Source organism: Methylobacter sp. S3L5C (assembly GCF_022788635.1).
Taxonomy (GTDB): domain Bacteria; phylum Pseudomonadota; class Gammaproteobacteria; order Methylococcales; family Methylomonadaceae; genus Methylobacter_C.
Genome location: NZ_CP076024.1, coordinates 2,510,895 through 2,535,067, shown reverse-complemented (window position 1 = coordinate 2,535,067; position 24,173 = coordinate 2,510,895). Strand labels below are relative to the sequence as shown.

Below are 24,173 nucleotides of genomic sequence, written 5' to 3'. Positions count from 1 at the left end.
AGTAAGATTTAACCGTCGAGGCGACAACTACATTGACAATTACCGATTATCACTACGTGTAATACTGCGAAATAGCCTGCTTTTTTTTGTTGTCTCATCTATTGCTATCGTTATTTTATTAAAGTGGCTGCCGGTGCCAACTTCGACTTTTATGTTGTATCGACATTATGAAGACTTGATTAAAGACCACACCTTCAAGCCTATTAGCTATCAATGGATCAGTGCACAAGATATTTCCTCAAATGCACCCACTGCCGTTATTGCCTCAGAAGATCAACAGTTTTACCAGCACTTTGGTTTTGATCTACAATCCATAAGCTCGTCAATTACTACTTACATCAATGGCGGACGACACTTGAGAGGAGCCAGCACCATTTCCCAACAAGTTGCCAAAAATTTATTTTTAACGCCATCCAAAAGCTTTATCCGTAAAGGCTTGGAAGCCTGGTTTACTTTACTTATAGAAATAGCTTGGAGTAAGCAACGAATAGTCGTGGTGTACCTGAATATTGCTGAATTTGGTGATCATTTATTTGGTATAGAGGCAGCAAGCCAACACTACTTTAATACTTCGGCAAAAAATCTCAGCCGTTCACAAGCAGCGATGCTTGCAGCTACATTACCCAACCCCCTTCAGCTAAAGGCAGCAAACCCTTCCAGTTATGTCATCAGAAGACAAAATTGGATACTCAGACAAATGCGCAATTTGGGTGACTCGCATAATTCATAAAACCGTTAAAGATTCTCAAGTAAAAAAGCCAATGAACCTGTCGGAGGGAAATATTACTTTTAAAGCGACCATGAATGTAGCAAGTAAAACGTACCATTCACTTCTTTTGATCTTTTACACGCACAACACAACCACTTTAATAACTTTAGCTGATATACAAGAATGAATAACCCCAAGTGACGCAGGATTTTTTTTGTTTATTTACAACGACGGCAAGGACAGATATTTGCTCCTGCAAACTCTGCATTAACCACATCCCCGGTGATTATACTGGAGGTACGTAGCCATGTGGGGGCAGAAGGTAGAACGGCATCTGGAAAGCGATTGAGGTTACCAACAGCAGGCTTCTTAAGAGACGCAGGAGCAGTTGCCGAGGCGCAAAAACAAGCTCGTAGCTGGCTACGTAACTATTTTGACAACGCAGCAAATACATAAAAAGATCAACAAGCCGGACTATTATTCACAGGAAATCACCTTAATACGTTGTGTTACTGGTTTTTTTTATTATACTGTTTTTTATTTTGGGTAAAAACTATGTGTTTTAGTGCTGACATGTCACTGGGGCTCGGTGTTATAGGAATTGCAGCTTCAAGCGTGACTTTTCTTGATAAAACTGAATCCTTTTGGGTAAGAGTGGCAAGATCTTATGCTATTTTTCATTTTTCACTCATGGAATTTATTCAATATTTTGCCTACCCGGTTGCCGATCAATGTGGCTACGGGCCTAATCTTTTTTTAAGTGAATTATCAACTTATCATATCAGTATGCAGGCACTAGCGATTATGCCAGCACTCGCCACCTACTCATCTGATAAATCTGCACTTAAACATGCCACATTATTTGGAGCAACTTTAAGCTGTTTATTCCTGGTGTGTTCTTTTCTGCCAAAAAATCTGCAAATTTTTGATACTACACCTAATTTTATTGGCAATATGGTTTCCTGTTTGTTTATGGGAACTTATCATATCGGCTATCACATCGCGAGTGCATTTGGAACCTTTGTTACTCACGGGTCGCTATTTGCGCTGGCATTAAGTGGCTTTATCTGGAAAAATAACTGGAAAATTTCCAGTTATCATTTATTTATGGCCCTGATGACTTTATTTATGCCGCAATGGTTGCTGGGCGTTTCAACAGGCGAAGCCGCCGCTATTTATTGCTTCTATTCAATCCCCACTACCATTAGTTTCATGCCGTATTTTAAAAATTTCTTCACCGTTCAAAGCTATACAAATAACAGCGAATTGCCCCTTAAAAGCTGACTACCAAATATAGCCAATAACTCGCCTATAAAAAAATTGTGTCAACAATAGCTTCCTTGAATTGGCTCAAGAATAAGTAAATGATGACAGATATACCCACCATTTACTTATTTTTGAACAGTCCGCACATTTTTAAACTAATACTTAAACTTCCTGCCCCATCTCGCTAACCTCATAACAAATAATCAGCTTTTCAAAAACATTAAAAGGTTTAAAATACAGCTTAAAACTCAAGGAATACAGGCGCATGATTAGCGAAACTAATACTACCATTCTGATTATTGACGATGCCTCAGAAAGCCTGTCTGTATTAAGTGAGCTACTACGCCCAAAATATCGGGTACTGGCAACAACTACTGGTGAAAGTGGTTGCCACATAGCTGGCAGACTACCTAAGCCGGATCTAATTTTACTGGATGTTATGATGCCGGACATGGATGGTTACGAGGTACTTAAACAATTACGCGATACCCCCATAACCAGTGACATTCCCGTTATTTTTCTTACCGCTTTGGCTAATATAGGTGATGAAGAACGCGGCCTGCAACTTGGCGCTGCCGATTATATAACCAAGCCCATCATACCGGCTGTAGTACTGGCTCGAGTGCATACCCAACTTGAAGCCAAATTGGCACGTGACTGGATGAAAGACCAGAATGCAACCCTTGAAGCCGAAGTTACCAGGCGTATGACCGAGAACGATTTCACCCAACGGGTTAGTATTCAGGCGCTGGCGCGTTTAGCTGAAACCCGTGATCTGGAAACCGGCAATCATATTTTACGCACCCAGGGCTATATCCAGCGACTGGCCAATGGCTTAATCCTACATCCTCGCTTTGCTGCTACGCTTACTGATAACTATATTAATCTGTTATCCAGATCTGCGCCATTGCACGATATTGGTAAAGTTGGCATTCCCGATCATATTCTGCACAAACCAGGCAAACTTAACTCTGAGGAATGGGCTATCATGCAAACCCACGCCAAGTTAGGTAGCGATGCCATCGAGCAGGCCGAACAGGATATTGATATACACTTGGCATTTCTTACTTTGGCCAAAGAAATCGCCCACTGGCACCACGAAAAATGGGATGGTAGCGGCTATCCTGACGGACTGGCAAAAGATGACATTCCTGTTTCTGCTCGCCTGATGGCTATTGCCGACGTTTTTGATGCACTAATTTCAGCCCGTACTTATAAGCCGGCAATGTCCTACAATCAAGCCCGCAACATTATTGCTGCAGGCCGCGGCAAGCACTTCGATCCCGACATGACCGATGCTTTTCTGGCCGGATTTGACGATTTCGTCGCCATCGCCGAGCGTTATCTTAATCTTGATAGCAATCTTAATCTCCACACAGTAACCGCTGACCAAAACATTCAAACCAGGAAATTGTCATGACGACCCGCAAGGAAAACAATAAAAATACCACAATAGCTTCCGGCGATGCCAAAACAAACGACGGACAAGCCATAAAACCAACCAGCCATAATGCGCAAGAAACGGTTGACAAACCGGTTACGGTTTTCCCGATCGTCGGCATCGGTGCCTCAGCTGGCGGACTGGGAGCTTTTGAGGCATTTTTCTCTGGCATGCCTACGGACACAGACCCTGACATGGCTTTTGTTTTGGTACAACACTTGGCTCCGGACCATAGCAGCATCCTCACTGATCTCATCCAGCGCTATACACGCATGAAGGTCTATGAAGTTGAGAACGGTATGCACGTACAACCCAACTGTGCCTATATAATTCCACCCAATCGCGATATGGCACTACTGAATGGTACACTGCAATTGCTGATGCCTTTTGCACCACGCGGCCAGCGCCTGCCTATTGACTTTTTCTTTCGCTCACTCGCCCAAGATCAGCATGAACGTGCCATCGGCATTATACTTTCAGGTACCGGCAGCGATGGCACATCGGGCGCAAGAGCCATCAAGGCCGAAGGGGGCATCGTTATAGCGCAGAATACAGAATCTACTGAATTCAACGGTATGCCGAGCAGTATTATTGCCACTGGCCTGGTAGACTACGTAATGCCGCCAGCCGAGATGCCTGCCCAACTCATCACCTATGTCAAGCACGCCTTTATCAACCGCTCTGAGTTAATCAACACACCTATGGTACCCAGCGAGGCAGTTTTAAACAAGATTTTCGTGCTGTTGCGGGGCCTAACCGGTCATGACTTTTCCCTCTACAAACCCAAAACAATTTATCGTCGGATTGAACGACGAATGGCAGTACATCAAATAGATAACATTGATCTATACCTCAAGTTTTTGCAACAGAATCCGACCGAGGTCAATGCGTTATTTGCCGACCTGTTAATCGGCGTGACCAATTTTTTCCGCGATCCGGATGCCTTTATGGCACTTGAAAAACAGATCATCCCGACACTTTTTATCGACAAGCCCATAGCTACAACGATTCGCATCTGGTCTACCGGATGCTCTACCGGCGAAGAAGCTTATTCTATCGCCATTCTTGTCCAAGAGTATCTGGAGCTGATCAAGCAAAGTTACAAAGTACAAGTTTTCGCTACTGACATTGACCATCAGGCAATTACTACTGCTCGCGCCGGCCTTTATCCGGCCAGTATTGCCTTTGACATTTCGCCGAACCGCCTGGCCCGATTTTTTACTGCTGAGTCTGACGGCAACGGCTACAGGATTCATAAAAATATCCGCGATATGTTGGTTTTTTCTGAACACAGCGTCATTAAAGATCCTCCCTTCTCCAAAATTGACCTTATCAGTTGCCGAAACCTGCTGATTTATCTGACCTCAGAGTTGCAAAAAAAACTTATACCGCTATTTCACTACGCGCTAAATCCTGGCGGCACCCTGTTTCTTGGCAGTTCCGAAAGCGTGGGTGAGTTTGATGATGTATTTATCGTACTCGACCGCAAGGCCAAGCTGTACAAGCGTAAAGAATATACTTATAACAAACCAAACAAACATACCGGTAATTTTATGCAGCAAATGACGACGCATGAAGTTCCGCTACTGCGAGCTCCCGGAAAAACAAACCATACCGCAAAACTATCATTACGAGAACTGACGGAACAAGCACTGTTACAACATGTCGCGCCAGCCAGCGCCCTCGTTAATAATCAGGGCGACATTCTCTATTTACATGGCCGTACCGGCAGGTATCTGGAGCCGACTCCTGGCGAGTCCGGCATCAATAACATTCTGAAAATGGCCCGTGAAGGACTAAAGCTGGACTTGACCACCAGCCTGCACAAAGCGGTAAGATTATCTGAAAGCATATACTCTCCTGGTCTGCGCGTTAAAACTAACGGTCACTTTACTTTAGTCAACTTAACCATACATCCGGTAACCTTAAGCCCAACAACAACAACAACAACGTCTCTATACCTGGTTACGCTGGAAGAAGCGCAGGGAATACTCAGCACACAAACTACTGAAACAAACACAGAGCCAAGCACACCAAGCACCGAATTAGAGACAGACGAGCGCATCAAGGCGCTAAAGCTGCAATTACGACAAAAAGACGAGTACATGCAAGCCTTTCACGAGGAATTGGAAACTTCCAACGAAGAATTAAAGTGCTCAAATGAAGAAATGCAATCAGTCAACGAGGAATTGCAATCAACCAACGAGGAATTGGAAACCTCCAAAGAAGAATTGCAATCAGTTAATGAAGAACTCGCGACTGTCAATGCCGAATTACAAACCAAGCTGGCAGATTTATCCCGAGCCAACAATGATATGAATAATCTGCTGGCCGGGACCGGCATTGCCACCATTTTTTTAGACCTGCAACTGCGTATTTTGCGCTTTACCCCAACTGCCTGCAAAATCATGAACCTGCTCATAAACGACGTAGGCCGACCGGTAAGCCACCTGGCTCTCAATTTGGTTGGTTACGACCGCCTCATGGAGGATACTAATGGCGTTCTAAATACTTTGATTCCTAAAGCAGTAGATGTACAGACAGCAGATTACAAGTGGTTTGCCATGCGTATCCAGCCTTATCGGACCCTCGATAATATTATTGAAGGCGTAGTAATTACCTTTGTCGACATCACTGAGATTGTGCAGGCGCGAGACGCACTGCGTCGCCTGGCGATAGTCGTTCGCGATGCTACTGATGCCATCACCGTACAGGATCTTAATGGCCATATTTTGGCCTGGAACCCAGGAGCCGTAAAATTGTATGGATGGAGTGAAGCTGAGGCGCTAAAAATGAACGTGCGCGATCTAATTCTTAAAGACCAGCAAGAACAGGCATTAACCAAAGATAATCAAATTAGCGCCACTAAAACCCTGGAGCCATACTATACACAACGAGTTACCAAGGCAGGTGCTACCGTAAATGTCTGGATAATCGCCACAGCTTTGGTGAACGAAGTAGAGGAAGTGTATGCCATTGCCACAACCGCTCGATTGATAGAATCAAAAAATGCTCAACTAATAGAGACACCAAATGGCCATTAAGAATAACAAGGTAAGCAACCAGTCTTCACCAGTCCCTGTGCCGACTTTACGCCAACAGGCAGAAGCATTGGTTTTGCAGGAAAAGCCGACTGCGTCCATGGACATTCTTGATGACCTGTCACCCGAAGCTATACGCAATATGCTGCACGAACTGTGTGTACATCAGATTGAGCTGGAAATGCAAAATGAAGAACTGCGCCAAGCACAACTATTAATAGGTGACGCACGGGCTCGCTATTTTGATCTCTATGACTTGGCTCCGGTAGGCTATTGCACACTTGATGAACAAGGCTTGATCCTGGAAGCCAACCTCAAGGCCGCTACCTTGCTGGGCGTAGACAGACACATGCTGACTCGCCAGCCACTCGCCCACTTTATCTTCAAGGCGGATCAGGATATTTTTTATCTACACCGTAAACAGCTATCTCAAACGGGTGAACCACAGTCTTGCGAGTTACGAATGGTTAAACACGATGGCACACAAATTTGGGCACAACTGGCAGAAGCAAGCGCGCAAGAAACCGAGAACAAAGGTTTCTGCCGCATTGTGCTAAGCGATATTACCGAGCGCAAGAAAAATGAAGTTGAACTTGATCAGCACCGCCATCACCTCGAACAACTTGTGTTCTCCCGCACCGCTGAGCTGGCAAAAGCCAAAGAAGCCGCTGAAACTGCCAATCGGGCCAAAAGTACTTTTCTGACCAACATCAGTCACGAAATTCGTACTCCTATGACGGCCATTATCAGCCTCACTTATCTGCTGCGCCGTTCTAAACTGATACCGGAACAAGCCGAAAAACTCAGTAAAATCGATACTGCAGCACATCATTTACTAGCCATTATCAACAATATTCTTGACATATCAAAAATCGAGGCAGGTAAACTGGAACTGGAAAACACTGACTTTCAGCTCACCGATATTCTCGACAATGTCAGGTTAATTATAGACGAATCGGCACGAAATAAAGGGCTTCTCCCTATCCAGATCGATAATGGTACCGTCCCCTTATGGTTGCGAGGTGACCCCATGCGACTACGCCAAGCTCTGCTTAACTATGCCGGCAATGCTGTCAAATTTACCGACAAAGGCTTGATCACACTACGGTCCAAGCTACTGGAAGAGAATGGTGACGAGCTCTTGGTGCGCTTTGAGGTTATCGACACCGGCATCGGCATTTCGCCCGAAAATATACCTCGACTATTTCAGCCTTTTGAACAACTTAGTACCTCCAGCACAGACAAATATGGTGGTACCGGTCTTGGATTAGCCATCACCCGACGCTTGGTAGAACTGATGGGAGGGGAAGTTGGTGTTAATAGCACCCCAAATATCGGTAGTACCTTCTGGTTCACTACTCGCCTGCAGCGCGGCCAAGGCATTATGCCAAATGTATCCAGAATCATGAATCCGGGAGAGGCCGAGGCGCAGTTGCGACTAAATCACGAAGGTGCAAGACTGCTGTTGGCAGAAGACAATAATATTAATCGTGAAATCATTGTGGCCCTGCTTCGTAGTGCAGGTATGGTCGTCGAATCGGCAGCAGATGGTCTGGAAGTCATTAAAAAAACACAAATCAACAGCTATGATTTAATCCTGATGGACATGCAAATGCCCAATATGGATGGCATCGATGCGACCTTGGCTATCCGTGCTTTATCAGGATGGGAGTCAATACCCATTATCGCGTTAACTGCCAATGCCTTTGCCGAAAGTCGCCGTACTTGCACAGAAGTCGGCATGAATGACTTTATCACCAAACCGATAGATCCTGAAATACTCTATACAACCCTATTAAAATGGCTACCTCAAAAAATGAAAAATACATTTAAGGGGATAAATATAAAGCATACCAAAGCACTTGCCAAATTAATCCCCTCAAAAACAGCGACGGATTTAACGGTAGCGAATACACAAGAAAAAAGTAATGAAATAGCTCTGGCATATATGGCAAAAATACCGGGGCTTAACATGCCCTATTGCCAATCAATACTGGGCGGTAACGCTGAAAGATATCTGGAATTACTGGCGCTTTTTATTGATCTACATGCCAATGACATGATACTGGTGGCCACCAGTCTCGATAATGGCAACTACAAGGAATCCAAACACCTGGTTCACTCGCTTAAAGGCTCGGCAGCCACTCTGGGGCTTGATCATCTGGCAAAAATAGTCACTCATCTAGAAGCCAGGCTGGAGGCCAGTGAGTATAAAACGGTTAAAAATGACGATATTCACCTTGAAATGAATGCTATTAATCTTGAACTCATGGCTATTAGCTCTGCCCTGCCATCTACTCCCACTCCCGCGAATAACGCACATTCAGAGCAAGTAACCCTAAGAATAGCACTAAAAAAACTAAATACCTTGCTGGCGGAAAGTGATACTGCTGCTATTCCGTTATTTGATAATTACTCGGAGTCACTCCGCTCTACCTTAGGGTTAGCCTACGAAGAACTTGCCCGGCAAATCAAGGACTTTGAGTTTGAAAAAGCGCATAAAACCCTACAAACCCTGTTACATCAAAATACTGACACTTGACCTGAATGAGTCACAGATACCATACCTTGAAGGGGTGGTATCTGTTAATATCAAAATTATTTAGCTGAGAATCTCTCATTAAATTCGCCGAAATCAAATTAAAAACTTGAATTTTTATTCCATCCAGTCTCGATAATCATCGCTTCGGTATCGTAAACATCTCCTGCTACCAACAAAAAACAGCTTTAATTAACTGTGTTATGTAGCGACTTTATCAAGCGCTCTCGCCACGAACAGATCACTAAAACCAATCTTTTGGTACTAAGGATTTGCATTGCCAACAGATGTAACTGCACTACCGGACAAGTAAAGATATTGCCCGGATTTATTTAGTGATTTTTATAAATGTTAATGGTATTATTAAAAATGAGATGACCGGTCACCTTAATTTTAATAAGGTATCTCTTGGTAAAAAGCCATAATTTCTCCAATCGTAACTGAGCTGTTAAAACTTGATTTATCTCAAAAATACATAAGTTTATCTGACCAATAAACCAGCACAACAAGCACCTAATAATACTAAAAAAAGACGATAACTTACTAAATTATTAGCACTTTTATCAAAATATGAGGAATAACACCATGAAAAAAACAAAATCCATGCTGATCGGGGTGGCTTTTTTAGCGCTCATTCCGGTAACCGGACAGACAGAAATATTAGCGATGGTTAATTACGAAAGTAAACCACAAACCCCAAGACGTGAGGGAATAGCGATTATAGATGTTGATCCGAAGTCCGAAAATTTCGGCAAAATTTTAAATAATATACCGCTACCAGACGACTTGGTTGCACATCATATTTTTTATAACAAAGACCTAAGCAAAGCCTATATTACCTCTTTAGGAAATGGTGCCCTTCATGTTATGGATATGAAGCATGTACCCTATCACATCAAAAAAATTGATATACCTGAATGCAAGGTAAGTGAAGACATGGTGTTTTCTGATGACAAAAAAACCTGGCATCTGACCTGTATGGGCACCAGCAATGTCATTGTCGGTAATGCCCACACCGATCAACCGGTTAAAGTCATCGCTGCTGAATCAAAAACTACGCATATTCGTTATCCGCACGGTATCGGCCTGCAAGATAATATTGACCGTATCATGGTTACCAGTACGATTCGCCCATCCGACTTGGGTGAACCAGGCGAAACAGTTACCGTCATCGAAGCCAGCACCGGTAACGTATTATCTACGCACAAACTATCAGACAAACCCTCACCTTCCGGTGTTGCTACAGTAGAGGCCGTTTTTCTGCCCGAAGCAAATCCACCATTGGCGTATGTCACAACGATGTTTGGTGGGACTATTTGGACGGGGCAGTGGAATGCTGCCAATAAAACCTTTGATTTCGAGCAAGCTTACGAATTTAATTCGTTAACGCAAAGCGTACCGCTGGAGATTTACTTCAACCACAAGCATGATCGGATGTATATCACCACAGCCAAACCTGGTCATCTCAATGTCTTTGATATCAGCCAATCGGTATTAAAACCTACGTTATTAAAGTCTATACCAACTGCCCCCGGTGCTCATCATGTCGTCTTTTCACCTGATGAACACTATGCGATTGTAGAGAATAATTTTCTGGATCTTCCCGACATGAATGACGGTTCTTTGTCGGTAATTGATATGACAACTTTTAAAAAAATCGCCAGTATCGATACCTTTAAAGAGCAAGGACTTAATCCTAACAGCATTATTTTAATGCCAAAATGGCATCACGATACGGCCCATTAAAAAAAACAAGTTATCGATTTTATAAAGAAATTTAAACGATTCTTTGGGTGGATAATGTTTCACCCAAAGATTTACACGATTTTAAATAGCTAATTTACTATACATGTTGATTTAATGCCCATTGCACATGTTCTCTGACCATTTCAGAATGATCTGTCAGCACAGGCTTTAAGGCCTCAATAATTCGCGGTGATCGCGGTGCATTACCCAAAGCGACAGCAATATTTCTCAGCCAGCGGTCATGGCCAATACGGCGTATTGCTGAGCCCTCTGTTTTTGTTAAAAACATTTCCTCACTCCAGGCAAAAACTTCTAATAATTGTTGGGTATTAAGTTGCTGCCGGGGATTAAAGTCAGCTTCAGCGGTTATTTGGGCAAAGCGATTCCACGGACAAATAATCTGGCAGTCATCACAACCATAAATCCGATTACCTATTAACGGTCTGAATTCTTCAGGAATTGAGCCGTGTAGCTCAATGGTTAAATAAGAGACACAGCGTCGCGCATCAACTTGATAAGGTGCAACTATTGCCTTGGTTGGACAAATATCAAGACAGGCATTACAGACACCGCAATGGGCTGTGGCAGGATTATCTATTGGCAAGGGCAAATCAATAAAAATTTCGCCTAAAAAAAACCACGATCCGGCTTTGCGATTAATGACGTTGGAATGCTTGCCGATCCAACCTAACCCCGCTTTTTCAGCCAACGCTTTTTCCAGGACAGGTGCACTATCAACGAAAGCACGCATGCCTGAATTAAATACCGGTTTTTGTGAAAATAAAGACACTTCGGCCTGTATTTTATCAGCCAACTTTTGCAAGCGGTTGCGCATCATTTTGTGATAATCACGACCTAAGGCATAGCGTGAGATATAAGCTGAAGTCGGATCAGCCAGAGACTGGTTCATGGCGGCAGTTGACTCTGACTGATAGTCCATTCGCACAGAAATAACTCTGACGGTGCCTTCATGCAGTAAAGCAGGCCGACTACGTTTTAGGCCATGCCGCTGCATATAATCCATTTCACCATGGAAATTATTTGCCAACCAATTATCCAGATGTCCTTCTGCAGCCGATAAATCAGTATCAGTAATACCAACCTGCTGAAAGCCCAGCTCTTGACCCCATTGCTTAATTTGCAAGGCAAGACTGGCCATTTCTTGATCGCTAATCTGGTTCATCCCAAAAAATTAACTTTTAGGGTGAATAGATATAATAACTTAAACGCTGCTTCTTGAGCGGGGCCTGTTATTTGAATTGCCCGAAGGTTTACGCGCCTGATTTGAGTTTCTGGGTGGCCGAGGCGCGCGTGGAGGCTCAGGAGGCATCGGTGGTGCAACATCGGCCGGTTCAAAACCGACAATCTGCTCACGTTTAATCGGCGCACCAATCAATTTTTCAACCATCCGCAAAGCATCACGCTCATCATGCGATACCAACGATATCGCTTGCCCTTCTATACCTGCCCTGCCGGTACGACCAATTCTATGCACATAATCGGCAGGAGCGCGTGGCAATTCATAATTGACAACATGCGGAAGCAAGGCAATATCAATACCTCGCGCCGCCACATCGGTAGCAACCAATACTCTGATCTCGCCGGCTTTAAAACCTGACAAGGCACTGGTTCTTGCACCCTGGCTTTTATTACCATGAATGGCAGCCGCTTTTATATCAATTTTGTTGAGTTTTTCAGTCAGTCGGTTGGCACCATGCTTGGTACTGGTAAATACCAAAACTTGTTGCCAATTATTGGTTTTTATCAAATGGCAAAGCAGTTCGGTTTTATTAGCTTTATTACAGAGATAAGCAATTTGCTCGACGGTTTCTGCTGCAGTGTTACGAGCGGCCACTTCAATTTTTATCGGATTAACTAACAAGCCCGTTGTAAGCTTACGTATATCTTCAGAAAAAGTTGCTGAAAACAACAGGTTTTGGCGTTTTTTTGGCAGCAAAGCAATTAGTTTACGAATATCCCGAATAAAACCCATATCCAACATTCGATCTGCCTCATCCAGAACCAATGTTTCTACTTTATCCAGCTTAACTGCATTTTGATTAACCAAATCCAGTAAACGACCCGGAGTCGCTACCAGCACATCAACGCCGCCTCTTAAGCGCATCATCTGTGGATTGATTTTTACCCCGCCAAATACCACTTCAGTTTTTAATCGTGGGTGTAAATGCACACCATATTTGTTGACTGATTCACCGACTTGGGCAGCAAGTTCGCGGGTTGGCGTTAATATTAATACTCTGATCGGACGATTGGGACCGTAGGCATGTTGTGATAAACGATGCAAAATCGGTAAAGCAAAGCCAGCTGTTTTACCGGTACCTGTTTGCGCGGCAGCAAGCAAATCATGACCGTTTAATACGGCAGGAATGGCCTGTAATTGAATAGGAGATGGAGTTAAGTAACCGGCATCAGCAATAGCACGTAAAAGTGGATCTGATAAACCGAGTTTTGAAAATGGCATGTATTGTGTCTCAATTGATGGCTGCTATTGATTAGTATCTTGCAGCACTGTATAAAAAATGAATTTCTTGCCAAGAACGCGACTTATCAACAATATGTAAATATATTGCAAGTGTTTCTAAAAGCGATTGGCGTATTTTTATAGTGGCGGGATAGTGAACGTTATTGGTAACACAGATTCGCGATCTCTATCTGTGTAATTTGTGTGGTGCCCCGAGGCGGATTTGAACCACCGGCCTGTCCCTTAGGAGGGGACCGCTCTATCCAGCTGAGCTATCGGGGCAATTAAGCCATTCTACCATAAAGATCATCATGATATGTTGGCGTTTTGTTATTTGTTTGTTTTTCAGTAAGTTTTTAACTAAAAATTTTCTAGCTATTATCTTTCTACGAAATCCTATCTGTTTATGCGAAAAAAAGCGCATAACTGGTTACATAAAATTTTGATAACGCAAGACATCAGCTTACTTATCAACCCATTCATAGAACTCTGTCAAAGCCGGATCACACTTACAACAACTGGTGCCACAGGAAGTTTCCTTTGACAATTTCCGCACATTTCCTTTGCTCATCCATTTACCCAGCATACCGCGCAAGGCATCGGCATCCATACTAAAATGATTGACCAAATCAGCTAAAGCGACTCGGTGCTGTTGTTTTAAATAACTACGCAAATCAGATAAAATCACTTATTGACTCCTGAGTGTGTTTTGTAAAAGTATTTTTTCCGGTTAGCCATAACCCCAATAAAACCAATAAAAAAGCGCTGATTAATCCACCAATCCATACCAATGAATAATCAGGATGTTGGCTATATGTCATGGTCTGATAAAAGATAGTGGCTGACATATAAGCAATGCCGGTAGTCCAAAATACAACAAATAACGTCCATCCCGCATTAGTTTCCCTATAAATGGCTGCGGTTGCTGCAACACACGGGGCGTAAAGTAAAATAAATAACAGGTATGCAAATGCCCCCGCTTTACCGTCAAAACTATGCTGCATGGCTGCAAAAGTATCCATCTTGACTTCTTGCTCAGTAGCGGCAGAATCTATGTCATCGAGCGCACCAATATTTAATCCCAGAGGATCCAAAAGATTATCGGCAATAGCACTTAAATTTTCTGGGACGGTTGCACACGCTGCAAGTAATGCCTCTTTAAGATTAAATGCTGACTTGTCATCAGAAGACTCGTCAGAAGTTGCTGCAAGCTGACTATATAAGGCATCGAGAGTACCCACAACGGCCTCTTTAGCCAACACACCGGTAAAAATACCGACTGTTGCCGGCCAGTTGTCTTTTTCAATACCCATAGGCTTAAACGCCGGGGTTAACGCTCGCCCGATTTCACTTAATACTGATTTATTACTGTTTTCCTGCCCAAAACTGCCATCCGTACCCAGCGCATTAAGAAAGTTTAATACCAACACCATGGGTATAATCACCTTGCCCGCATTAAACAAAAATGATTTTAGCCGATCCCAGGTTCTAATAAAAACCCCACGTAATGTTGGCAAATGATAAGCGGGTAACTCCATAATAAAGGGTGCTGACTCACCTTTAAACAAGGTGTGCCGCATGATTAGCCCAGTTAAAACTGCAACGGCAATGCCCAGCAAATATAAACCAAAAACCAGATTTTGTCCGCCAACCGGAAAAAAAGCCGCTGCAAATAAAGCATAAACAGGTAATCTGGCTCCGCAAGACATAAATGGATTCATCAGATTAGTAAGAATCCTGTCGCGTTGATTTTCAAGCGTTCTGGTCGCCATAATAGCTGGCACATTACAACCAAAACCGACTATCATCGGTACAAACGACTTGCCGGGCAGGCCAATCATGCGCATGAATCTATCCATTACAAAAGCAGCTCTGGCCATGTACCCTGAATCTTCCAGGGCAGATAAAAACATAAACAAAAAACCGATAATCGGTATAAAAGTAGCGACTACCTGAACACCACCTCCGGCTCCCTTGGTAATTAAGACAATCAGCCATTGCGGTAAATTTATTTCTGCCAAGACCAGACTTAAACCATCCACCAATAACGCACCGACAGATTGGTCAAAAAAATCAACAAAAGCACTGCCAATATTAATTGTAAACATGAACATGGCGTACATGACCAATAAAAATACCGGAATGCCTAAAAACCGGTTTAGAACAACAGCATCAATTTTTTCTGTAGCATGCCGACTAACTTCATTTAGCCTGCACACAGCATCCTGAATCAGCATGTTAACAAATCCATAACGTGCATCCGCAGCAAGAATATCAATTTCATCCTCTGTTTCAGCTTCTACTCTTCGCTGCAAACCAGCAACGGTAGGCATCAGTGCCTTACCGGCAAACTGTTTGGCGAGGGTATCATCTTCCAATAACCTGACAGCTAGCCAGCGCAAATCACACTGGCGTTTATTGGCAATTTCAACTAACTCGGGTGAAATGTCAGTAATAGCTTGCTCTAAAGCTGCTGCATAAGTGATACTTGCCGATGGCACCGGCTTGGTCATCGCAGCACTATTAATAACTGCTTTTAGTGTACTGATACCTTCTTTGATAGATGCAGAAACAGGAATAACAGGACAACCCAACTGCGCAGCCAAAAAGTCACAATCTATTTTAATACCATTTTTTTTAACCGCATCCATCATATTGAGCACCAGGATCATTGGCACACGCATTTCGATAAGTTGCGATGTTAAATATAAATTTCGTTCTATATTAGAGGCGTCAACAATATTAATGATTAAATCTGCATCCCGTGACGCTACATAATCCCGCGCCACTTTTTCATCCAAAGAAACTTGGTCATCTGCTGCTTCTAATGAATAGGTGCCAGGTAAATCAACTAACTCAATCAGTTTATTGGCGTGAGAATATTCCCCCGTTTTTTTTTCAACGGTTACGCCCGGCCAGTTACCGACATGCTGTTTGGAACCAGTCAGCACATTAAAAAGAGTCGTTTTACCACAATTAGGATTACCAACAACACCGACTGTAAAATCAGTTTTCATCATAGTTTCTCTATCAGTAATATTGCCGCTTCATCTTTGCGCAATGTTAACGAAAACCCACGCAATTTGATTTCAACGGGATCACCCATGGGTGCAAACCGGGTAATACGAAATTCAGTGCCGGGAGTTAAACCCATAGCCAGCAACCGTTTTCGATAAGCCTTACCGGATTGTTCAAAGCCTACGATCTTTCCCAAATCACCGACGTTAAGATTTTTTAAGCTTATTGACATGAATTCAGCCCCGATAATAAATATATTGGATAATCTAAAAGAGCAATGATCAATCAACAATCATTCTCATTACCAACAAATATAGCATACAATCAAAACAAGTAGCATTAAAAATTACAAACAGTTGATTTTCAAAAATAACTACATACTGAATTTGATTAAAGAACAACGAATGGAACAGAGTAATTAAAGAAGAAGGAGTATTGAGATATTACCAAGATTTATTCGATTGAAATATTTTTTACTTGGCAATGGCCAAGTTAGACTTCATTGCGTTAATTCAAGTAACAGCAATATGTGTAGGATTTTGATGGGAGGGTCAAGTAGAAAATTGACGTTAAAACAAGCGGATGTATTCAAACGAAATATTTTAAAAATCAACGCAATAACAAGAATTATAGGAAGTGATGAACCTTACTTATCTATCAACTTGTTGCTGCGTTAAATTAAACTTTAGTCCGTTATTTCAAACTGATGACTAGCGCCATCAACTCGATCGCGTAACTCTTTGCCAGGTTTAAAATGTGGGACATGCTTTTCAGCCAAGGCTACAGATTCACCAGTTTTTGGATTTCGCCCCATACGTGGAGGACGCTTGTGTAAAGAAAAACTGCCAAAACCTCTAATCTCAATTCTTTTACCGGAAGATAATGCCTGATTCATTTTCTCAATTACGCATTTTACTGCCAACTCTACATCTTTCAACGCCAGATGTGGTTGTTTTTTAGCAAGCGCTTCAATTAATTCTGATTTTGTCACATTCTATCCTGTGAAAAAGAAAAAATCAGAGGACAGGTATTAAAACCTGCCCTCGTCATGGTCTTTATTTTTCCATTTGCTTGAATATATCAGCGAATGTAGGTGTTCCAACTGATTGTTGGGAATGATCTTTAATTGAATGTGTTTCTTCGTCTTGATCTTTCGCTTTAATTGACAAAGAAATTGACTTGCTTTTCTTGTCTACACCAATAAACTTGGCTTCAAGGATTTCGCCTTCTTTCAGTAATGTGCGGGCATCCTCAACGCGATCACGTTGAATTTCAGAAGCACGTAAATAACCCTCAACATTATCCTCTAAAGTAATAATGGCACCTTTAGCGTCAACTTCCTTAATAGTTCCTTTTACCAAACTACCTTTTTCATGAGTAGCTAAAAAGTTTTGGAATGGATCTTGCTCAAGTTGTTTGATACCTAATGAAATACGTTCACGTTCAGAATCAACCGCCAAGATAACAGTTTCCAGTTCATCACCTTTTTTGAATTCGCGAACGGATGCTTCGCCATCATCTGCCCAAGAAATATCAGACATATGAACCAGGCCATCAATACCACCATCAAGACCAATGAATATACCAAAATCAGTAATTGATTTGATTTTTCCAGAAATCTTGTCACCTTTGTTGTGCGTTGCTGCAAACTCATCCCAAGGATTAGTTTTGCACTGTTTCATACCTAAAGAAATACGACGACGTTCTTCATCGATTTCCAAAACCATGACTTCAACTTCATCGCCTAGTTGAACAAGTTTGGAAGGATTGACGTTTTTGTTGGTCCAGTCCATTTCAGAAACGTGAACCAAACCTTCAACGCCTTCTTCAATTTCAACAAAACAACCGTAATCAGTTAGATTGTTAACTTTACCAAATACGCGTGTTCCTGCTGGGTAACGACGGGCAATATTTTGCCATGGATCTTCACCCATTTGTTTCATACCCAAAGAAACCCGATTTTTTTCTTTATCGTATTTCAGGACTTTAACTTTAATTTCTTGACCGATTTCTACACACTCAGATGGGTGACGAACACGACGCCATGCCATATCAGTAATATGTAACAGACCATCAATACCACCTAAATCAATAAATGCGCCATAATCAGTCAGATTTTTAACAACACCGGTAACTACTGCGCCTTCTTCCAGTGTCTTCAGTAATTCTTCTCTTTCTGCACTGTATTCTTTTTCAACTACGGCGCGACGAGACAGAACAACGTTATTACGTTTTTGGTCGATCTTGATAACTTTAAATTCCAGATCACGATTTTCAAGGAAAGTCGTATCTCTGATTGGACGAACATCAACCAATGATCCAGGCAAGAAAGCACGTAAAGCGCCAACCGATACCGTGAATCCACCGCGAACTTTACCGGTAATTCTACCGATAATAGTGGCTTCTTTTTCAAAGGCTGTTTCAAGTTCTGACCAAGCTTTGTTTTTCTTCGCTTTGTCTCGGGAAAGAAGGGTAGCACCCAAGCCATCTTCAAATAAATCCAGGGCAACTTCAACTTCATCGCCAATGGCAACTTCTAATTCACCATCGTTATTTAGAAACTGCCATTTAGGAATGACGCCTTCTGATTTAGAATGAGTACTTACGATAACCATATCATTTTCGATATCGATTACAGTACCCATCAACATGGCACCAGGACTCATTTTGGTCTTGGTTAAACTTTCTTCAAGTAGTGCAGCAAAGCTTTCGCTCATTTTATTATTTCCCAAGCTTGTCGAAACTCGAACAAACCTTTTCTTTATCAAAGTTAAAAAAAACCGCACTTACCATTAAGTGAGGCCAGACAAAAAATCCTTAACGGATTAAATTTAAAACTTCTTCAACCACCGCTGTTATAGCCATGTCAGAAGAATCAATGTATAGCGCATCGCTGGCCATTGTTAATGGAGAGGCTTCACGCTCCATATCACGTCGGTCACGCACTTCTATCTCATTTATTATTCTTGCAAGATTAGCATCAATTTCTTTTTCTATCAACTGTTTATATCGTCTTTCCGCTCTTTTTAGGGCACTGGCCGTTAAAAATACTTTGTTTTCAGCATCCGGAAAAACCACAGTGCCCATATCACGGCCATCAGCGACCAATCCCGGTGGCCGTCTGAAATCTTGCTGCTTTTTTAACAATACCTGCCTTACTTCAGGCAATGCGGCAATTCGCGAAGCGATATTGCCAGTACTTTCAAGACCCAATTGACCGGTAATATCCTCTCCATTGAGTTTGACGATTAATTCATCGCCACAATCAAACTCTAACGTCATGGCTTGCGCTACTTTAACAATCTCACTACTATTTTCCAAGTCAACGGAAGTTTCCTGCAACGCAATAGCCAATGATCGATAAATAGAGCCGCTATCCAGATAATTCCAACCCAGTTTTTTCGCTACCAACCGACTAACTGTTCCTTTACCGGCACCACTAGGACCATCAATTGTTAAAACAGGGACTTGCATCAGGATTCCGTACAAACTAAAGCTAATCCCAGACGCTTTACCAAATCTTTAAACTCGGGAAAAGAAGTATTCACATTAGCGCAATCCAAAATAGTAATCGGTGCATTGGCCCGCAATCCGGCAATCGAAAAAGCCATGGCAATGCGATGATCACCATGTGATGTCACTTCGCCACCGCCTATCAAGCCACCTTGAATAATCATGCCATCCTCGGTAGACTGGGCATCAACACCCAATAACTGCAAACCATCCGCCATTACCTGAATACGGTCAGATTCTTTAACCCTAAGTTCTTCAGCACCACTTAATCGGGTTTGTCCTGTCGCGCAGGCAGCGGCAACAAATAATACCGGAAACTCATCAATAGCCAATGGTACTAATTCTTCAGGAATATCGATACCCTTAAGAGGACTGTAAACCACATGCAAATCTGCAACCGGCTCACCACCCACAACCCGCTCATTAAGTACCTCAATATTGGCACCCATCAATCTGAGAATATCAATAACACCGGTACGGGTAGGGTTAATGCCGACATGCTTTAACAATAGATCAGATCCAGGTGCAATAGATGCACCGACCAAAAAGAATGCGGCCGAAGAAATATCACTAGGCACATCAATATCTGCTGCCGTTAAACGCCCCTGAGCATTAATAGTAACTTTACTGCCTTGTTGTTTGACAGGATAAGAAAACCCCGACAACATCCGTTCAGTATGATCGCGTGTGGGCGCAGGTTCAGTGACACTGGTTTCGCCTTCAGCGTACATACCTGCCAGCAACAAACAGGATTTTACTTGCGCACTTGCCATTGGCATCAGGTAGTCTATACCCTTTAACTGTCCGGCTTTGCCGGTAATATATAGTGGTGCGGTACCTTTTTCAGTCGCTTTTATATCAGCGCCCATCATTGCCAATGGTTCTGTGACCCGTTTCATGGGCCTACCGGACAAGGATTTATCACCAGTCAATACTGAATTAAATGCTTGCCCGGCCAACAACCCACTCAACAAGCGCATGGAGGTGCCGGAATTACCCAAATACAACTCATTTTTAGGCTCTTTTAAGCCCTGCTTGCCAACACCATGGATCGTTAAACAACCATTAACCGGCCCTTCAATTTCCACACCCATATCACGAAATGCCTGCAAGGTTGCCAAAGCATCTTCAGCTTCAAGAAAACCCTTAACATGTGTCACGCCATCAGCCAACGAGCCTAGCATAATAGAACGATGTGACATGGATTTATCACCCGGCACTCGGGCCTCACCTTGTAACACACCACCGGGTTGCACTTTAAATGTGATTGATTTTGACATATTCCCTTCAAACTGATTAAGAAAGCGCTGCCTTGCAGTGTTGGCATACGCAAAGATGGTTAAAAGCTGCTGGTTATCATCGTTTTCCAACAAGTGCTGTATTTTATCCAGTTGTTCCCTTGTCTGTTCAAGCAAGGGGATTATTTCATTTTTATTGGCCGAACAAATATCACGCCACATAACCGGATCACTGGATGCAATCCGGGTAAAATCCCTAAAACCGCCCGCCGCATAATTAAAAATTTCACTTTGCTCATCTTTATGACCCAGCATATCCACTAAAGCAAAGGCCAAAATATGCGGTAAATGGCTGGTAGCGGCCAATACTGCATCATGATGATTGACATCCATAACCGACACCACAGAACCGCAGCCTTCCCAAAAACGTTGAATTTTATGCAGGGCTTCTGTTTTGGTATGCTGTAAAGGAGTAATAATGAGGCGTTTATTCAAAAACAAATCATCTACAGAGGCGCAGACACCACTTTGCTCTGCTCCCGCAATGGGGTGGGCAGGAATCAAATTATCAGGCACCATTCCAAAAGCCCGTTGCGCCGCTGAAACTACACTACCTTTGGTGCTACCTACATCGGTATAAATGGTGTTCTCTGACCAAAACGGCTTAAGCAAAGCAAAAATGCTTTCGATAGCCGCAACTGGTGTGGCAATAACAACACAATCAGCGCCTTGTAAAGCTTGCTCTACCTGTAAATAATAGTCATCAATAACGCCCAACTGTTTTGCAGCTTCAAGGTTTTGCAAATCCTCTGGGCGACCGAAGCCAACAATGCTTTTGCTTAATCCGTGTTTTCTGGCAGCACGAGCAATAGAGCCACCAATTAAACCAACACCGACAATGCAAAGTCGATTAAACATTAGCTAATGTATCAGTTAACGCCTGTAAAAATAATTGATTTTCTGTCCTCGTTCCTACGCTAATACGTAAATGTTCAGGTAATTCATAATTACCTACAGGCCTGACAATAACGCCTTTACGTAACAAAGCCTCATAAACAGGTTGTCCTGCCTGCTTTAAATCTACCAAAACAAAATTTCCTGCCGAAGGAATCCACTCCAGGCCCAAACTTTTAAAACCGTCTGTCAATTGTTGCATGCCTTGCGCATTCACGGAAATAGTCTGCTGTAAATGCTCGTCATCAGTCAATGCCGCTTCTGCTGCAACCAAGGCAAGTGTATTATTATTAAAAGGCTGGCGCACCCGATTAAGAATATCAGCAAGCGATGGACTGGATAAACCATAACCAATACGTAAGCCAGCCAGGCCATAAGCTTTTGAAAAAGTCCGGGTAATCAATAAATTAGGAAACTTTTTTAACCAATCAATCGAATTAACCAGCTCAACACGACTAACAAATTCAAAATAGGCTTCATCCAGCACACAGACGCACGTATCCGGCAATGCCCCAATAAATTGCTCCAAACTCGCCTGACCTAGCAAAGTACCTGTTGGGTTATTGGGATTAGCGATAAATATCAGGCGTGTTTTTTCGGTGACCGCTTGCAACATGGCATCCAAATCGTGACCATAATTCAATGCCGGCACCACTACCGCAGTAGCACCAACCGCTTGCGTTACCAGAGGATACACTGCAAAAGCATGCTGTGAAAAAACCACTTCATGCCCGGGCGTTAAAAATGCCCTGGCTACCAACTCAAGAATTTCATTAGAGCCATTACCCAAGGTTATCTGGCTCATATCAACGGCATATTTCTTGGCTAACGCCTGCTTTAACGTAAAGCCGTTACCATCAGGATATAGCGCCAAAGTCGGTAAAGCTGCCTGAATGGCTAACAAGGCTTTTTTCCCTGGCCCTAAAGGATTTTCATTGGATGCCAGCTTTATAATTTGGGTAAGCCCCAATTCGCGCTCAAGCTCATCAATCGGTTTACCGGCCTTATAAGGGATAAGCTGTTGCACACCCATTGTTGCCAGATGGTAAATTTTATCGGTATTATTCATGATATTTAAATTAAGAATATTTTACTATTGCCGCAGCAACTATTGATTAGAATACAAAGCCACTTACAACACGGCTTTAGGATAAGATCCCAATAATTTGAACATCTTAACGTTGTCTCTTACCATGACCAAAGCTTGGGCAATATCTTTATCCTCGCTATGACCTTCTATATCAATAAAAAAAACATAATCCCATAAACCTTGACGCGATGGCCTGGATTCAATGTTGACCATGCCAATATTAAATTTTGCAAAAGGCTCAAGAATTTTATGCAAGGCTCCCGGCTGATTTCCGGTAGAAACCACCAAAGAGGTTTTATCGTTGCCGGTAGGAGACGGAGATTGTTGCCCTATAATAATAAAACGGGTGGTATTATTGGACTCATCTTCAATATTTTTTTCAATAATATTGAGATTATATATTTCCGCCGCAACCATGCCAGCAATGGCTACGCTTTGTTTATTCACCGACGCCAAGCGTGCTGCTTCGGCATTACTGCTAACGGCAGTAAGCCTCGCATGAGGTAAATGATTATCCAGCCACTGCCGACATTGGGCCAGTGATTGCTGATGCGAAAAAACCTCGGTAATTTCAGCCAGACTGGTGGCTTGCCCCATCAAATTTTGATGCACCCTAATTTCAACTTCACCGCATATTTTTAAAGGTGAAGTCAAAAATCGGTCTAAAGTATGACTAATGACACCCTCTGTTGAATTCTCAACAGGCACCACACCAAACTGACAATTATCACACTCCACCGCATTAAAGATCTCATTTATAGTGGTAACCGGAATCGTTTTGACGGCATGTCCAAAGTGTTTGTAGGCTGCTTGCTGGGTAAATGTACCTTCAGGCCCTAAAAAAGCAATGTCCATTGGCTGTTCCAGCGCCAAGCACGCAGACATCAGTTCTCGAAAAAAGTGTGCAGCAGTATGATTGGATAACGGCCCTTGATTTAAGTCCATAATTCGCCTTAAAACCAATGACTCTCGATCCGGACGATAAAAAGTACCTTGCTCACCTTGAGCAATTTTGGTTTTTGCAACTTCAACTGCACAAGAGGCACGCTGATTAACTAATTGCAGAATCTGCTCATCGATTGCATCAATTTTTTTTCTTAATTCAGAAAGGGGGGTGGTTGATGTCATTTTTACCA

Annotated in this window: 17 protein-coding genes and 1 tRNA gene; 6 read left to right on the top strand and 12 right to left on the bottom strand. The window is 42.7% G+C overall.

The genetic code is table 11. The features are described 5' to 3' along the window. The first annotated feature begins 31 nt into the window (after positions 1–31). From mtgA to KKZ03_RS11265, 6 genes are all read left to right on the top strand, one after another. Positions 32–730, top strand: coding sequence for a monofunctional biosynthetic peptidoglycan transglycosylase (gene mtgA / locus KKZ03_RS11290; protein ID WP_371744893.1), 699 nt, complete (start codon positions 32–34; stop codon positions 728–730). 534 nt (positions 731–1,264) lie between these two features. After that, the gene (locus tag KKZ03_RS11285) at positions 1,265–1,993 is read left to right on the top strand and encodes a DUF5765 domain-containing protein (protein ID WP_243216967.1); all 729 of its coding nucleotides are present in this window, start codon (positions 1,265–1,267) and stop codon (positions 1,991–1,993) included. A 247-nt stretch (positions 1,994–2,240) separates the two neighbouring features. Then, the gene (locus KKZ03_RS11280; protein ID WP_243216966.1) at positions 2,241–3,395 is read left to right on the top strand and encodes a two-component system response regulator; all 1,155 of its coding nucleotides are present in this window, start codon (positions 2,241–2,243) and stop codon (positions 3,393–3,395) included. Continuing rightward, positions 3,392–6,460, top strand: coding sequence for a chemotaxis protein CheB (locus KKZ03_RS11275; RefSeq protein ID WP_243216965.1), 3,069 nt, complete (start codon positions 3,392–3,394; stop codon positions 6,458–6,460). Before KKZ03_RS11280 ends, KKZ03_RS11275 begins: the two co-directional genes overlap by 4 nt. Beyond that, positions 6,450–8,999 (top strand): PAS domain-containing hybrid sensor histidine kinase/response regulator, encoded by a 2,550-nt coding sequence (locus KKZ03_RS11270; protein WP_243216964.1) that lies wholly within the window; start codon positions 6,450–6,452, stop codon positions 8,997–8,999. Before KKZ03_RS11275 ends, KKZ03_RS11270 begins: the two co-directional genes overlap by 11 nt. A 582-nt stretch (positions 9,000–9,581) precedes the next feature. Beyond that, positions 9,582–10,742, top strand: a complete 1,161-nt coding sequence (locus KKZ03_RS11265) for a YncE family protein (protein ID WP_243216963.1) — start codon at positions 9,582–9,584, stop codon at positions 10,740–10,742. Positions 10,743–10,839: 97 nt separating this feature from the next. Here the strand turns inward: KKZ03_RS11265 and queG are convergent, their stop codons facing one another. The 12 genes from queG to pheA all read right to left on the bottom strand — a co-directional run bounded on the left by queG (position 10,840) and on the right by pheA (position 24,165). Then, positions 10,840–11,925, bottom strand: coding sequence for a tRNA epoxyqueuosine(34) reductase QueG (gene queG, locus KKZ03_RS11260; RefSeq protein ID WP_243216962.1), 1,086 nt, complete (start codon positions 11,923–11,925; stop codon positions 10,840–10,842). Between the two features lie 39 nt (positions 11,926–11,964). Next, positions 11,965–13,224, bottom strand: a complete 1,260-nt coding sequence (locus KKZ03_RS11255; RefSeq protein ID WP_243216961.1) for a DEAD/DEAH box helicase — start codon at positions 13,222–13,224, stop codon at positions 11,965–11,967. Positions 13,225–13,429: 205 nt separating this feature from the next. Beyond that, a tRNA-Arg gene (locus tag KKZ03_RS11250) sits at positions 13,430–13,506 on the bottom strand. A gap of 181 nt (positions 13,507–13,687) precedes the next feature. Then, a complete protein-coding gene (locus KKZ03_RS11245; RefSeq protein WP_243216960.1) occupies positions 13,688–13,912 on the bottom strand; it encodes a FeoC-like transcriptional regulator in 225 nt (74 codons plus the stop codon). Beyond that, on the bottom strand, positions 13,899–16,241 hold the full coding sequence (gene feoB, locus KKZ03_RS11240; RefSeq protein ID WP_243221607.1) for a Fe(2+) transporter permease subunit FeoB: 2,343 nt from the start codon (positions 16,239–16,241) through the stop codon (positions 13,899–13,901). The genes KKZ03_RS11245 and feoB overlap by 14 nt, the downstream gene beginning before the upstream one ends. Then, positions 16,241–16,474, bottom strand: coding sequence for a FeoA family protein (locus KKZ03_RS11235; RefSeq protein WP_243216959.1), 234 nt, complete (start codon positions 16,472–16,474; stop codon positions 16,241–16,243). The genes feoB and KKZ03_RS11235 overlap by 1 nt, the downstream gene beginning before the upstream one ends. A gap of 453 nt (positions 16,475–16,927) precedes the next feature. Next, entirely contained in the window at positions 16,928–17,233 is a 306-nt protein-coding gene (locus KKZ03_RS11230; RefSeq protein ID WP_243216958.1) for an integration host factor subunit beta, read from the bottom strand. A gap of 64 nt (positions 17,234–17,297) precedes the next feature. Continuing rightward, complete coding sequence (gene rpsA, locus KKZ03_RS11225; protein WP_243216957.1) at positions 17,298–18,959, bottom strand: 30S ribosomal protein S1; 1,662 nt, start codon at positions 18,957–18,959, stop codon at positions 17,298–17,300. 100 nt (positions 18,960–19,059) lie between these two features. After that, positions 19,060–19,716, bottom strand: a complete 657-nt coding sequence (gene cmk, locus KKZ03_RS11220; protein ID WP_243216956.1) for a (d)CMP kinase — start codon at positions 19,714–19,716, stop codon at positions 19,060–19,062. Further along, on the bottom strand, positions 19,716–21,911 hold the full coding sequence (locus KKZ03_RS11215; protein WP_243216955.1) for a bifunctional prephenate dehydrogenase/3-phosphoshikimate 1-carboxyvinyltransferase: 2,196 nt from the start codon (positions 21,909–21,911) through the stop codon (positions 19,716–19,718). The genes cmk and KKZ03_RS11215 overlap by 1 nt, the downstream gene beginning before the upstream one ends. After that, positions 21,904–23,016 (bottom strand): histidinol-phosphate transaminase, encoded by a 1,113-nt coding sequence (hisC, locus tag KKZ03_RS11210; protein WP_243216954.1) that lies wholly within the window; start codon positions 23,014–23,016, stop codon positions 21,904–21,906. The genes KKZ03_RS11215 and hisC overlap by 8 nt, the downstream gene beginning before the upstream one ends. Before the next feature lie 63 nt (positions 23,017–23,079). Beyond that, positions 23,080–24,165 (bottom strand): prephenate dehydratase, encoded by a 1,086-nt coding sequence (gene pheA / locus KKZ03_RS11205; protein WP_243216953.1) that lies wholly within the window; start codon positions 24,163–24,165, stop codon positions 23,080–23,082. Positions 24,166–24,173 lie beyond the last annotated feature (8 nt).

What these genes read in the sequence shown, in the direction of transcription:
- KKZ03_RS11285 (WP_243216967.1), top strand. Translation starts at nt 1,265, where the DNA reads ATGTGTTTTAGTGCTGACATGTCACTGGGGCTCGGTGTTATAGGAATT.
- KKZ03_RS11280 (WP_243216966.1), top strand. Translation starts at nt 2,241, where the DNA reads ATGATTAGCGAAACTAATACTACCATTCTGATTATTGACGATGCCTCA.
- KKZ03_RS11275 (WP_243216965.1), top strand. Translation starts at nt 3,392, where the DNA reads ATGACGACCCGCAAGGAAAACAATAAAAATACCACAATAGCTTCCGGC.
- KKZ03_RS11270 (WP_243216964.1), top strand. Translation starts at nt 6,450, where the DNA reads ATGGCCATTAAGAATAACAAGGTAAGCAACCAGTCTTCACCAGTCCCT.
- KKZ03_RS11265 (WP_243216963.1), top strand. Translation starts at nt 9,582, where the DNA reads ATGAAAAAAACAAAATCCATGCTGATCGGGGTGGCTTTTTTAGCGCTC.
- queG (WP_243216962.1), bottom strand. Translation starts at nt 11,925, where the DNA reads ATGAACCAGATTAGCGATCAAGAAATGGCCAGTCTTGCCTTGCAAATT.
- KKZ03_RS11255 (WP_243216961.1), bottom strand. Translation starts at nt 13,224, where the DNA reads ATGCCATTTTCAAAACTCGGTTTATCAGATCCACTTTTACGTGCTATT.
- feoB (WP_243221607.1), bottom strand. Translation starts at nt 16,241, where the DNA reads ATGAAAACTGATTTTACAGTCGGTGTTGTTGGTAATCCTAATTGTGGT.
- KKZ03_RS11235 (WP_243216959.1), bottom strand. Translation starts at nt 16,474, where the DNA reads ATGTCAATAAGCTTAAAAAATCTTAACGTCGGTGATTTGGGAAAGATC.
- rpsA (WP_243216957.1), bottom strand. Translation starts at nt 18,959, where the DNA reads ATGAGCGAAAGCTTTGCTGCACTACTTGAAGAAAGTTTAACCAAGACC.
- cmk (WP_243216956.1), bottom strand. Translation starts at nt 19,716, where the DNA reads ATGCAAGTCCCTGTTTTAACAATTGATGGTCCTAGTGGTGCCGGTAAA.
- KKZ03_RS11215 (WP_243216955.1), bottom strand. Translation starts at nt 21,911, where the DNA reads ATGTTTAATCGACTTTGCATTGTCGGTGTTGGTTTAATTGGTGGCTCT.
- hisC (WP_243216954.1), bottom strand. Translation starts at nt 23,016, where the DNA reads ATGAATAATACCGATAAAATTTACCATCTGGCAACAATGGGTGTGCAA.
- pheA (WP_243216953.1), bottom strand. Translation starts at nt 24,165, where the DNA reads ATGACATCAACCACCCCCCTTTCTGAATTAAGAAAAAAAATTGATGCA.